This is a genomic window from Paenibacillus sp. RRE4, assembly GCF_031844205.1.
Lineage (GTDB): Bacteria > Bacillota > Bacilli > Paenibacillales > Paenibacillaceae > Paenibacillus > Paenibacillus xylanexedens_B.
Genome location: NZ_JAUZUT010000004.1, coordinates 1 through 13,014, shown reverse-complemented (window position 1 = coordinate 13,014; position 13,014 = coordinate 1). Strand labels below are relative to the sequence as shown.

The following is a 13,014-nucleotide window of genomic DNA, read 5'->3' as shown; positions in this document are numbered from 1 at the left end:
TATATTTATTGCCACGTCTAATTGGAGATACCGCTTACCTTGGCAATTCAATGGCCACTACAGAGTCAGATGTCCCGAAATAACAGCATGTGCCGCACCTGTTACATTAGGAAGTGTATTTGTTCTACCCATCAAAGCCTCATGTCCAAGTAGCGCAAACCCCATCGCTTCCCTGGCATCATCCGGAACGCCGTAATCTGCTGTACGCTCCAGACGGATAGATTCTGGAAGTCTTAACCGAATCATCTTCATTAATGTGTCATTGGACGTCCCCCCTCCGCAGGTAAGCATCGCCGAGATTGACGTCTTGGGTAACACAAAATCCTCAACGGCCCGTACAATTGTTTCTGCTGTAAGCCAAGTTACGGAAGCTAACAGATCTTCCAGTGACAGATCATGCAATGCCGCAAATTCCATAAGTCGCTTGGCATAATCTGCACCATAAACTTCACGTCCGGTACTCTTGGGCGGTTGGCGACGGAAGTACTCATCATTCATGCAGTAGTCCGCCAGCTCGGGGTGCACGGTTCCCTTCGCTGCTATACTTCCATTGGGATCGTAATGCTGTTTCCCTTCGGTAGCATGACGAACCAGTGCATCTATCACCATATTCCCCGGTCCTGTGTCAAAAGCTGAAACCTCCGTCCCGGATGATCCTGACGGAAGCACAGTCACATTGCCGATCCCGCCAATGTTCTGCACCAGACGTCCTTCCGTATCGCTACGGAACATTAATGCATCCGCATAGGGCGTGAGCGGAGCACCTTCACCGCCTGCGGCCATATCACGTGCACGCAGATTACCAATAACGGGTAGCCCCGTGCGCTCTCGCACAACAGCACACTCCCCGATTTGCAGTGTAGAGCTTACTTTCATATTGCCGGTACCCAATGGGCTTGGAAACGCAGAAGGCACCGGGGCATGCCAGATTGTCTGCCCATGCATGCTGATTACATCGACTTGTCCGCTGGAGAAACCAGCTGATTGCAGTAGCTCCTGTACACTCTGTGCGTACCATTCGGATACACCGAAATGGGCTGTTGTCAGCTCATCGACACGCGCTGTTTCGGGAGAACATAAGCGAATCAACCTCTCTCTGAGCTCATTCGTATATGGCGTACAGATAAAATCAATCAGATCAAGCCGTTGCATTGCTCCGCTCTCATCGGTCTGAATATGTACCAGCGCTGCATCCGTTCCATCCAGCGACGTGCCAGACATCAACCCAATCACCAGGTGCTCCCGTTTAGAACGATACTTTGCCCACATCGGGTAACTGCTGATATCTCCTCGTGTGTCCATACGTATGCCAACCTCCCTAGACCGGATGCTCTGGATGCTCCACCTGCCCCGTCCTGTCCATATTTCAATCAGTATATGATACAAAATTTCACAAGTCAATTATATTGTGAAATTTAATTACACTTTCATGTACTTCTTTTATCTCGCGCTCCATATTTCTTATATCTGCTCGTTCTACTACATAGACGAAACGCTACAAATAATCGAGTACGTTGAAAATAAGAATAAGTCCAGCTATGCACATAACCCACGAAAGCATAGAGCCCGAATGTTCAACCAGCTTACGATGCAACTTCTCCACGTGGTATTGAATGAATGACCCGATCCAAGTGTACAGCAGATAGATCAGCACAGGCGGCATAATCATCAAAATATTGTAACTGATCAGTAGCGGCAACCATTCCAACCATGAAAGCCCCTTACTTGTCATGAGGCCTACTGCACCGAAATATGGTAAGGCTGTGCCTGCTTCCAGAAAAAACGTTGTAACCCCCATTAAGACTACTCCCACAGTACCAGCAGAGCGTAAAGAATGGATTCGATTATTTTTTCGAGAATTGGGTTTAATCCAGAAGCTTACCACAAACAATGACGCACCAATGATAAATATCGACCAGCTTGCAATCTTGTTATTGAAAAAGGAACTCAAATAATTTTGTACAAACTCCATCCCCAGCATGAGTATACAGCCAAGGAAAAAGTACAATACCGCAACAGTCAGCAAATACACCGTCAACCGCGAACCGAATTGTCTTTGCCCCAACGCCATCAGATAGATGGTTACCCCCAGAAGTGTTGGGCTTAACATATCCAGAATTGCAAGACCTCCAACATAGAGCAACATTTCAGCATTCATTCAGCTGTTCCACCTTCGTTGGTTATAAAAATGTCATAGGCCGCCTCCATATAATCTAAAAGTCCAGGCTCCAAGGGGTATAAGCCAAGCTCTTCGGAAACTTCAGGCGATTTCCTCGCCTCCCATAGTTTGTTTAAAAAATCATCCTGCCCTGCAAAGTCCTCTCGTTGCTTCTCCATCATTCGCCTGATAATGTTCTGTACTTTCTCATGTGTAGGCGGTTCATGCATATAACTCTTAAGCTGCCCAAGCAGTGCAATCCACTCCAGCGAATGGGGATCGTTTGCACGCATCCGTGGTAACTTCCGCCACATCTTCATTTCATCATGACTAAATAATCCCTCTCTTAAAGAAGGCCGCTTGGCTACATTGGGTTTGGAGAGTTGGATCAGCTTTTCGATCGCTTCATGCTGATCTCCCTGCTCCAGCACTAAGCTGTGCAACATCTCCCTGATCGATACCTCCATCGATTTCAGCCGTTGTTGCTCTTCTACAATGTAATCCAGCTGATTATGCAAAGAATGCTCCCAATTCCAAGACGCATCCGATAACATCTCCTGAATATCTTTGAGCGCATAACCCAAATCTTTGAGAAACTGAATCTGCTGAAGCTTCTTTAGATCGTTCTCTATATACAAACGGTGACCACCATCTGTCTTAGAGGATGGCTTTAGAAGACCGATTGAATCATAATACCGCAGTGTTCTTACAGTAATATCCGTCTTACGTGCAAGTTCATTAATATGAATATACAACGTTCATTCACCTCTCAGGCATCCTGTACAATTCGCTCAGGTATCCTTGTTTTTCTGTTCTCCAGACCACGCATATTTCAGAAGATAACCAGCACCTAACCCGATTAATACACCTGGAAATACATAATCCATGGTTAGTCCGATGCCTGCCCCGATGATAACACAACTGTATATGAGGACATCCCCAGTTTTCATGTTCACACCTCCTTCTATTTGCAAAACAAGACCTTTTTGACTTGAAACTATTATATAAAATGACGTAGCGTCAGCTTCAACTCCTAATCATTATGCAAAAAAACTTGATCCTTACGTAACGTCATCTCGTAAGATGGATGAACACACCCTGTTCCTAATCCATTTCTTATTATGAGGTGATTTAATGAAAAAAGTTTGGCCTGTATGGCTTTGTATGCTTCTCATTCTGGTATCCTGCAATCCGCCTCATGCCCCTTTTACAGACAATAAGACCATGCCGCTTGGTACAGCTAAAGTCATTTCCATTAATAACGGTAGTACTCCCGTAACCATAGAAACCGTATCCGGCCTTGATTCGTTGGAAGTGTCAAGCACTGCTCCCGATCGTAAACCTGCTTTCACAATAGAACGAAGCCAACAACACATTCGAATCGCAGCCAATAATCATCTGTTTCGCATCTTTAACTTGGCCAACAAGCCCGTCATCGTCGTCAAAATCCCTCTACATTATGAGGGGAGCGTACAGATCAACAGTTCGTCCGGAACCGTAAACATCATTCGGCCTCAGAATAGTCTCATAGTGGATGGAACTAGTGGCTCCATTGAACTGACCGCTGACCGTATTGTTTCAGATATTCGCCTTGCCTCCACCAGTGGTAAGATATCGCTAAGGATCGCGGAGCCTGTACCTGATGTAAGATGGACACTCGAGTCCCTTAGCGGAAAGCGTACTTTTGCTCTTGAATGGCAGCAGATGAACGAAAATAAACATATATCACAAGGGGTTACAGGTCAGGGAACACATCAAGTACACGTGATAACTCGATCAGGTAATATTCAGGTTCAATAAATAGAGCAGGCTATACCCCTTAGGACAGATACATCTCTAGGAAATTGAAAAATGAATGGATTAGCCATATCACAAAAAAGGCACACAAGGTGCCTTTTTGGCTGTTTAAGCTATTCTTTGTCCGTATCCTTTTCGAAATCAAAACTAAGGTGATCGTTAAGCCATTTTTCAGAAGATTAACTCATCCCCAGGAGATAACAGATCAATCTCTGTACCAGATCGAAATTGTCCAGCGAGCAATCCCTGTCTCAGCCGCTCTGTCTCTGCAGTATCGGTATGAACCAGCACGTTGTGCCGTGCAGCGACCCGGTTCAACATCCGCTCGACATCATGCCATCCTTGATGAACCTTGTATCGGACCCTTTCCACCCGGCATACGCCGTATTGCTCCGGATTTTCGAGCAATTGATGTGCAAATGTACCTACAGCGGAATGACCCGTGAGCAAAATCAGATTTTGCACTTCAGGTGCCCACATCCCGTAATACCAGCGTGCGAGTGAAGACTGCATCATGCCATCCGGAATGAACCAGAGCGAAGCTTCATATTTTTCAAGCAACTTTGTCCGTTCTTCGGTTGAACTCACTCTTTCCCAGCCTTCTCCGCTCAGAAATGTTGCAATCCTATGAGCAGGCACACTTTCGGTGACTTCACCTTCCAGCTCTCTAAGCCAAAAAGATGCGCGATGCAATTGCTTCATACCTTCTACAAGCCTCTGCTCCACAATCAAAGGTACATCTGCAAAACGTTGTTGTGCCCACAGAATCAGTTCCTGTCCCCGGCCAACCGCAGGCATGGGCAAGAGCACCTTACCACCCTGATGAAGAGCGTTCTGGATGGCACTTTCCAGCTGCTGCAACTTGTCTGCCTGTGTATCACGATCTGTTCCATAGGCTGCATCGATAATAGCCAAATCCAGTCTGATGACAGATTCCATTTGCACTTCCAAACGAGCATACTCCACGGCTTGACTGCTACTCGTAACGGATGAGTTGCTGGACCAAGACAAACGTTGCGCTCCACCTACTACAGAAGCAACGGGCATGACCTCTTTCAGTCTCTGCCTCTGCCGCTGCCTCTTCAGATCAGCCTGCCTGAGTCCGTCAGCTACATCATCTGCCTGTAGCAGCATAGATTCCGAGGTGTAATCGCCAGAGTATAGTATTCGCTTGTCTTCCATCTCCAATCCGAACCAGACTGATCCAGCCAAATGTCCACTGCGCCCCCACATGACCGATACACCCGGTAACAATTCATACCAGTACTCACGCTCAACCTCATCTTCCAAAAATCGATAGCGAATCCGTTTTTCATCTGTTTCATCGTAGGGCAAGGATTGACCCGCACGTTCCATATTGTTTCTCCATGATCGAAAATAAGTTGTTAACTGCTCTTTTGTCTCGCGTGTTGTCCATACTTCCCCCGTATAGCCTAGCTTATAGAGTAGCGGGATGGCAACGGAGTGATCCTCATGGGCATGGGATAATAACACCGCATCCAGTTGTGGCACAACCTCCGGTTCGATGAGCGGATATTCGCCGTTTCCTTCTTTTTTCACACCACAGTCCAGCAACAGCCGGTAACGGCTCCCGCTAAGCAGATAGGCGGAACGTCCGTGCTCGCCCGCACCGCCCCATACATTCAGTTTGATCATGAAGCATTCCACTTTCTCTTTGAATTCAGCATTTCAATCCCCAGTAACATCAGCACCGTCATACCTACGGTTACCACAGCCATAGCCATCCCGAGTGACACCTGACCCTGTTCAAACTGGGCAAAAATATACGTCGCCGACGTCTGCATCGACGGCGGAAGAATCAGAAGCGAGCCGACCAATTCTCGGGTCGCAATCGTAAAAGTCATCATCCAGCCCGCCAGCATACCGGGCAGGATCAGCGGAACAAGGATGCGCCGCAGAATGTACAGCGGCTTACCGCCAAACACCTGACCCGCCTGAAATAACGTGCCATCGATCTGGGTGAAGCTTGATTTTACATATTGCACGGTATATGGCAGGAACAGCACAACATAGGTAAGCACCACCATCCCATACGTGTTGTACAGCGTCACGGGCATCCACGGCGAGTTCCAGAACAGAATCAGACCAACCACCATAACAATACCCGGCACCGTATTTGGTAGCAGACTGAACAAGTCGATAACCCGCTGCATAAACGTGGATGACTTGCCAATCGCCAGCGCAAACCCCGTACCAATGATCACTGCCACCGTAGAAGCCGCCAGAGATAATCCAAGACTATTGCCGATGGCTTTCATGCTCACTGAACCCCAGGATAACAATTCCCGGTAGTGCTCCAATGTCAGATTGTCCAGAGCAAGCCCAACTCCCCGTAGCTTCATCGTGGATGCCGCTATGATCGAGAAATACGGGATGCCGATGGATAGAATCAGCAAGATGGCAAGATATGCACCGCATAACCATCCCGCCCAGCCTCGCAGGGAATACCGTTTCGACCGTTGCCCTTTACCGCCCACCAGCCGATATGTGAACTTCCGGCTTATTGCTGACTGCATATACCACATCACCAGACAAACGGACAGCAACACCGATGCAAGTGAAGTCGCCTTACCGAAGTCAATCGGCCAACTGGAGATGTATTTGTGAATCTCGGAAGTCATCACATAGTAACCTATTTTGCGCCCGAAAGTAGCCGGGGTACCGAACTCCGCAATCGTTTTAACAAAAACAAGCATAATCCCCATCCCGTAAGATGACAGCAACAAGGGTAAAATAATACGTCTGAAGCGGTATCCGGCACGCCCGCCGTGCACGGCTCCCGCTTCTTCCAAATTACCGCCGATGCGGATTAATGCATCCCGTAGCAGCAAGTAGAGGAAAGGAAACAAGTGCAGACTCATGATCATCACCATACCCCAGAAGCTAAAGAAAAGCTCCGTCCAGTTCGCAGAGGAGGGTATCCATTGCTGGAGGTATCCCCCTTTTTGCATAAACAGAATCCATCCCATCGAGCCGATATACGGCGGGGTCATGAACGGAATCATCAGGATGACATCCACCCAGCGGTGCTCTCCCATCCGGGTTTTGGACATCATCCAAGCAAGCGGTAGCGCCAGCAGCGTTGTCATCGCCACCACGCAGATGCCCAGCCACACGGAATTCAGCAACACGCCGGATAGATGATGCCCCGTAATCGTGCGCAGAGGCGCCATCCAATCCCATTGCCCGTTCGGGTACACACTTTGCCAGAAGATGAGTAATAGCGGCATTCCAATGCTAATTGTCAGCAGAAAGAGGGCCAACACCACGCCCACTCTCCGAAAAATACGGTTATTATCTGTTACAACAGGTTTCACTACGCTCACCTCACATACTTTCCACATCAAGACAGCGGCATCACCTGTTGCCTACCGTTTCTGTATTTGTGTTCACTTATTTAAAAGTTTCGGAGAAACGTGCTGCGGTCGCATCACCATGCTCGCTCATCCAGTTCCAATCCACTTTCAGTTGTGGAATATCCTTCACATTGGCACGGTTGGTTGCTTCGATATCTTCACGTCCTGGAATCAGGTATGCATCTGTAACCAGCTTCTGTGCTTCATCCGACAACAGATAGTCGATAAATGCTTTGGCGTTCTCTACGTTAGGGCTGGATTTCAGAATGGCCGCCGGTCTTGGGCTAATCACTGTACCCTCTTCAGGGTATACGATATCCAGCGGTTCCCCTTTGGCTTTGGCGGAATAAGCCATGTAGTCTACACCTGCTGCCACAATGCTTTTCGCACCCGTAACCACAGGGTCAAGGGCTTCCTGGTTTGCTCCCGCCATCGCTACACCGTTCGCTTTGTAGGCGTTCAGCAGATCCCATCCTTTTTCACCATTGGCGCTCAGGTAACCCGTAATGAAATCAAGTGCGGAGCCGGATAAGGTCGGATCAGGAATATTCACTTTATCTTTCCATGCTGATGTTGCGAGTTCAGCCCAGCTTGTAGGCGGCGTTGCCACCAGTTTGCTGTTATACACGATACCCAGTGCAGATGCACTACTGCTAAAATAATTTCCGTCTGCATCCGACCATTCCTTATTCAGCTTGTCCGCATTAGCGGCTCCCGGATATGGCAATGTTAGTCCGTCTGCTTTCAAAGCTTGTGCCGAAGGCAAGGATGCCAGAATAACGACGTCTGCTACCGGATTGGCTTTTTCCGCTTCCATACGAGCTAAAATCTTACCCGTCGTTCCCTGGAACATCTCTACCTCAATGCCTGTCTTTGTTGTAAATCCATTCACGATATTGTCTGCCAGCTTCTGTGGCCCTGCACTGTACAATACCAGTTTGCCGCCTGCTGCTTTAGTTGGCGTTTCCGTTTCCGCTGCCGCCGCTGTATTTCCTGCCCCTGCAGGTTGCGATGCGTTTCCAGTTGTTGTATTTCCCGTGCTACATCCGAATAGACTCAGACTCATCACTGCTGTTAATAAAAGTGTTGCACTCTTTTTACTTGATTTCATACCGAACATGTCCATTCCAGCTCCCTTGGATTCGAATTAGAGTAATACCGCAAGAATTTGCTTCCATTTATTCATCGATCATATCTTCTTTATTTTTTTCTGTTATTGTCTTTTTGCATTATGCTTTACGTTTTGAAAAGCTTGTCGTTTTAGTTCACTGTAAGTCGCTATCTACCGAGCTACAGCGATCACTTCTCGCTGTTTAGCACTCGCGTTCTGCCTCATATCATGCTTCATATCCGGCTTTGGACTGTCCTTCTGGCTTTGCGCACCATGCATTCGGCAGATTCGTTCCGGCGATACATAGAGATGCACTTTCTCTCCAACGCTTAATCTGTGATTCGCATATGCCGTCCACACGCCCAGTCCTTCCATCTGCACACGCACCTCGTAGCGTTCTCCCACATAGCTGACGCTGAGAATAATTCCGGTGTAGCCCAGATCATCGTGGCTTGTTTTGTTCCAGGTGACATGTTCCGGACGAACCATGGATTCGTTTGGCGTAAGCCAATTGGACTTTCCGATAAACGATGCGACATAAGAGTCACTTGGCGCAGAGTAGATCGTCTCCGGGGTACCTTTTTGCAAAATCCGCCCCTTCTGCATCACCACGATCTCATCCGACATTGACATGGCCTCAATCTGATCATGCGTCACATACAGGGCAGTGAGTCCCATATCCCGTACTAGTGACATCATCTCAATCCGCATCTCTTCCCGCAGTACCGCATCCAGTGCACTCAGCGGCTCATCAAACAAGATAACACCCGGCTTCACCGCCACGGCTCTGGCAAAAGCAACCCGCTGCTGTTGTCCACCCGACAGCTGATGAGGATACCGATCTTCCATGCCTTGCAGTCGAACCATGCCAAGTGCTTCATTCACCTTTTGCCGCAAATCAGACTTCTGTTTGCCTGCTTTCAAGCCAAAAGCTACATTTTCATATACCGTCATATGCGGCCATAATGCAAAATCCTGAAACACCATGCCCAGATTACGCTTGTGTGTCGGTGTATCAATCCGCTTTGCTGTAGAGTAGAAGTACTCCCCATCTGCACGAATCTCCCCCGCATCCGGCTGTTCCAGCCCGGCAATCATGCGGAGCAACGTCGTTTTGCCGCAGCCCGAAGGGCCAAGCAAAGTGGTGAATTTTCCGTGTTCAAGCGTCAGATCCGTGGGCAAAAGTGCAGGCGTTTGATGAAATGATTTTTGAATTCCTGTTAACTCCAGTTTCATAAGCACCCCTGCCTGTCCTCTTTATTAACATTTTTACACATCTCTTGGACTAATCTCTTGTTTTACTCTGTTATTATGTTTCTCTGTTATTATGTTTCTCTGTTATTATGTTTCTCTGTTATTTCGATTTCTTCTGTTGCTCTGGCTTAGCTTATCTCGTTTATGTTGCTCTGCTTGAGCTTATCCCCTTTGCACTGCTCTAGTACTACACTTGATGTACTGCTCTCTTGTAGTGCGCTTGTGTTGCTTTCATGTATTGCTTAAGTGTTACTTGCTTGTTGCCTCTCTTGCACTGTTTTCAGTCTAACGTTCGCTTTCGAGAGTTGTTTGTTATGTTTGTAAAATGGGAATTAACTTTTTAGATGAATTCTGTTGATGTTCATAGATTAAATCTATAGATAGACACGGTATGAGATTTCATTAAAGCATCGAATCATCATAACCGGGATTTTTCAGAACTGAGGAGTGTGGAGCGGGTTGAACCTGATCAAATTACAAATTGTTGAACTGATCGACAAGTATCACCATATGACAAGTGTGGCCGAGATTCTCGGTATCAAGCAACCAACGGTTACGTTTCATATGAAGTCACTGGAGGAAGAGATGGGGGTTCGTTTATTCGAATCCCGCAGTGGAAAAACATTTCTGACCGAGGCTGGACAAGCCTTGCTTCATTATAGTGTCAAAATCAATGCCCTGACCCAGGAGGCCCGCCGCGTCGTCAAGGAATACGACAGCCTGTATCGGGGTACGCTCCATATTGGAGCAAGTTATGTTCCGGCTACCTATCTGCTACCCGCGATGCTTCATACGTTTTCTCAAGAGTTTCCGGGTATTCGGATGTTGTTGTCTGTCAAACCGGCCCCCGTCATCCGCGAGATGGTCATCCGACATCAGCTTGATCTGGGAATCATCTCATCCGAACCGTTTGTTGGGTCAGTATTACACGCTGAAACGTTGTGTGAGGACGATCTTGTGCTCATCTGTTCTCCGCAACATGGGCTGACTCAGAAAGAATCATTGCTGCCCGAGGATATTGCACAGGTGCCTTTTGCATTGCACGGGGATGAGTCCAGTACGCGAAGGCTGACCAACCAATGGCTTGTACAACATGATATCCGGCTGCGGAGTACCGTAGAGATGGATTCCCTGGAAGCGATCAAACAGCTTGTGTTACTTGGCGGTCACATCTCCTTCATGTCGCGAATGGCCGTTCAGTGGGAGGAGCAGCAGGGTCTTATTCAGGTGCTTCCCATTCCGGGAGAGCAGGCACCACGCCATATTTATACCGTTCATAACAAGGATCGCCACCCTTCTGTTCAGGTCCATCGGTTCATCGAAGTCCTGCACGAAGTCATGAACACACAGCCTTTGCTGCACCAGCCTATCGGTTGAACCTATATAAACTATCGCTGGCCAATCATGAAATCTATGCAGGGTTAACGTAATGTGCGCTTCCCGTTAATCGTATTCAGAAACTTGCGCGGTAAAGTGGGGTCTGTACGTTAATCCAGATTAGGAGAGTGATTGGTTTTGAAAAAGTGGAAAAAAGTAACCGCCTCGTTGATGCTGAGCATCGTCACCCTGGGAAGTGGACTAACATTTCTGGATACGCCGCCGGCTTCAGCCGCTGCCAACGCCGTTCCCGCTTATGAAGTGAAGTTCCTCGCCAAGCCTGAGCTTGTATTAAACGCCAATGGAACACCGCGCAGTGAGGTCATCCAGACCCTCGGGCTGAACGCTACACCACGAAATATCAATGTGGAGTACTTTGACACCCATGCTCTCGGATTGGATGCCCAAGGTTGGAACGTCCGTTTTCGCAAAAAGGATGATAAAAACAACTACGAGTTAACCTACAAGAAGCGTTATCCTGTCATGAACGGGGATATCAATGCAGCACTAACACTTGCAAATCAGGAAGGCTTCGATTCATCAGACGATAACTACGAGGCTGAAATTGACTGGGGATATGGTAAACAAACACTGAGCTTCTCCAACACGAAAAAAGTAGACACCAAAACAACTGGCACACAGTTGCCTTCCGAAAAGGATGCCTTGAACCTGCTACTGGACAAGCTTCCCGGTAAATTAAAAAACTGGTCTGCCTCCAACTGGGGCAAACAACAACTTACCCAGGCCCGTGCCTATGGCCCGATCATCTTCCAACGGTATGAAGGCACATGGAACGGTCAGGAGCTTACCCTGGAAGTATGGCCAATCCGCAACGCGGCAGGCACGGGTACTGAAAACATCGTCGAAGTTTCATTCAAAACAGATGACGCAGTAGCCGTATCCGGTCTACGTAACCAATTGCTACAATTGCTTGAAAACAAAAACTGGCTGATCCCTGCCGATGGGTTGAAAACACAGACCATCCTGGAACGGTATTAATGGAAAAGGATATGCAGTAGACACGAAAGCTCCTCCTGCTTCTTTAGATAGACGCAGGAGGAGCTTTCAATTTTCATCATCTTTATCCGATAATTTAAAAACTATTTTTTACAAGACTAATGTTTTTTCCAGGGGATATAGTTAAACTATGTATATTCAACACCACTAAAACTAAACAATCACGAATTACAATCGAATGACCCCATTACTTGAGTTATTAGTGAACAGCTGCCTCTCGATCTCCCATAAAAATGTTTTAGCTATTGCCGACTTAAAAAAAGATAATTTTATCTTTCGATGTCTGCCGTTCATATGATAACCAATAATCAGAAAACTTTGGAATTTCATCACTTCTCGTTGGTTAGGGTGATGTACGCCACTCACTTTACTTAGTGAAAGCTCGAATACTTGTTGATCTGCTTTAATGTACAAGTTTCCGTTACCTAACAGTATATCGACTTTCTTACCCTCCGGCACCTGAGGTAGACCTGATTGGTGAATTCCAACCGAATGTAAGGCTGCACCAAATTCTTTCTTTAATCTGTTCGACTTTCTCGTTTGTGCAATGCCAAAAATAATTATAGCGATCATTATAAAGACAAGGATTACAATAGGACCCATTTAACACCCTCCTGTATTTTTCTACTTTTAATTAAGAATAGATTACCACAAAACCTCATCATATGGTTCACTTGATCTGTATAAGCCAATTAATACTCACTAATAATAAAAAAAGAGTTCTTGCATTATGCAAGAACTCTTTGAATCGTAAGCGGGTGATGGGAATCGAACCCACGCTATTAGCTTGGAAGGCTAAAGTTCTACCATTGAACTACACCCGCATAAACGAAAAATCGGGATGACACGATTTGAACATGCGACCCCCTGGTCCCAAACCAGGTGCTCTACCAAGCTGAGCTACATCCCGATATAAAGGAAAT

12 protein-coding genes and 2 tRNA genes are annotated in these 13,014 nt (G+C 47.1%); 3 read left to right on the top strand and 11 right to left on the bottom strand.

Annotated features, from left to right (window positions below; all coding sequences use genetic code 11):
- Window positions 1–57: 57 nt before the first annotated feature.
- The 4 genes from Q9R46_RS20110 to Q9R46_RS20095 all read right to left on the bottom strand — a co-directional run bounded on the left by Q9R46_RS20110 (window position 58) and on the right by Q9R46_RS20095 (window position 3,108).
- Window positions 58–1,302, bottom strand: a complete 1,245-nt coding sequence (locus Q9R46_RS20110; protein ID WP_311281500.1) for an anhydro-N-acetylmuramic acid kinase — start codon at window positions 1,300–1,302, stop codon at window positions 58–60.
- A 193-nt stretch (window positions 1,303–1,495) separates the two neighbouring features.
- Window positions 1,496–2,158, bottom strand: coding sequence for a GAP family protein (locus Q9R46_RS20105; protein WP_311281499.1), 663 nt, complete (start codon window positions 2,156–2,158; stop codon window positions 1,496–1,498).
- The gene (locus tag Q9R46_RS20100) at window positions 2,155–2,913 is read right to left on the bottom strand and encodes a MerR family transcriptional regulator (protein WP_311281498.1); all 759 of its coding nucleotides are present in this window, start codon (window positions 2,911–2,913) and stop codon (window positions 2,155–2,157) included. Before Q9R46_RS20100 ends, Q9R46_RS20105 begins: the two co-directional genes overlap by 4 nt.
- Window positions 2,914–2,949: 36 nt before the next feature.
- Window positions 2,950–3,108 carry a hypothetical protein gene (locus tag Q9R46_RS20095; protein ID WP_186809868.1) on the bottom strand — a complete coding sequence of 53 codons (159 nt, stop codon included), beginning with the start codon at window positions 3,106–3,108 and terminating at the stop codon, window positions 2,950–2,952.
- A gap of 184 nt (window positions 3,109–3,292) precedes the next feature.
- Here Q9R46_RS20095 and Q9R46_RS20090 point away from each other — a divergent pair, with 184 nt between their 5' ends.
- Complete coding sequence (locus Q9R46_RS20090) at window positions 3,293–3,958, top strand: DUF4097 family beta strand repeat-containing protein (protein WP_311281497.1); 666 nt, start codon at window positions 3,293–3,295, stop codon at window positions 3,956–3,958.
- A gap of 168 nt (window positions 3,959–4,126) precedes the next feature.
- On the opposite strand, the gene Q9R46_RS20085 is transcribed toward Q9R46_RS20090, so the two are convergent.
- The 4 genes from Q9R46_RS20085 to Q9R46_RS20070 form a co-directional block, all read right to left on the bottom strand.
- Entirely contained in the window at window positions 4,127–5,611 is a 1,485-nt protein-coding gene (locus tag Q9R46_RS20085) for an MBL fold metallo-hydrolase (RefSeq protein ID WP_311281496.1), read from the bottom strand.
- Window positions 5,608–7,206 (bottom strand): ABC transporter permease, encoded by a 1,599-nt coding sequence (locus Q9R46_RS20080; protein WP_260989930.1) that lies wholly within the window; start codon window positions 7,204–7,206, stop codon window positions 5,608–5,610. Before Q9R46_RS20080 ends, Q9R46_RS20085 begins: the two co-directional genes overlap by 4 nt.
- 163 nt (window positions 7,207–7,369) lie before the next feature.
- Window positions 7,370–8,452 (bottom strand): ABC transporter substrate-binding protein, encoded by a 1,083-nt coding sequence (locus Q9R46_RS20075; protein WP_311281495.1) that lies wholly within the window; start codon window positions 8,450–8,452, stop codon window positions 7,370–7,372.
- 162 nt (window positions 8,453–8,614) lie between these two features.
- Complete coding sequence (locus tag Q9R46_RS20070) at window positions 8,615–9,679, bottom strand: ABC transporter ATP-binding protein (protein ID WP_311281494.1); 1,065 nt, start codon at window positions 9,677–9,679, stop codon at window positions 8,615–8,617.
- A 477-nt stretch (window positions 9,680–10,156) separates the two neighbouring features.
- Between Q9R46_RS20070 and Q9R46_RS20065 the strand changes: the two genes are divergently transcribed.
- Together Q9R46_RS20065 and Q9R46_RS20060 are read left to right on the top strand one after the other, a co-directional pair.
- Entirely contained in the window at window positions 10,157–11,074 is a 918-nt protein-coding gene (locus Q9R46_RS20065) for a LysR family transcriptional regulator (protein WP_145334248.1), read from the top strand.
- Window positions 11,075–11,212: 138 nt separating this feature from the next.
- Window positions 11,213–12,073, top strand: coding sequence for a hypothetical protein (locus Q9R46_RS20060; RefSeq protein ID WP_311281493.1), 861 nt, complete (start codon window positions 11,213–11,215; stop codon window positions 12,071–12,073).
- Window positions 12,074–12,259: 186 nt separating this feature from the next.
- Here Q9R46_RS20060 and Q9R46_RS20055 read toward each other — a convergent pair whose 3' ends face one another.
- The 3 genes from Q9R46_RS20055 to Q9R46_RS20045 all read right to left on the bottom strand — a co-directional run bounded on the left by Q9R46_RS20055 (window position 12,260) and on the right by Q9R46_RS20045 (window position 13,001).
- Window positions 12,260–12,694 (bottom strand): hypothetical protein, encoded by a 435-nt coding sequence (locus Q9R46_RS20055; protein WP_311281492.1) that lies wholly within the window; start codon window positions 12,692–12,694, stop codon window positions 12,260–12,262.
- A gap of 150 nt (window positions 12,695–12,844) precedes the next feature.
- Window positions 12,845–12,915: transfer RNA gene (locus Q9R46_RS20050), tRNA-Gly, on the bottom strand.
- A gap of 12 nt (window positions 12,916–12,927) precedes the next feature.
- Window positions 12,928–13,001, bottom strand: a tRNA-Pro gene (locus Q9R46_RS20045).
- Window positions 13,002–13,014 lie beyond the last annotated feature (13 nt).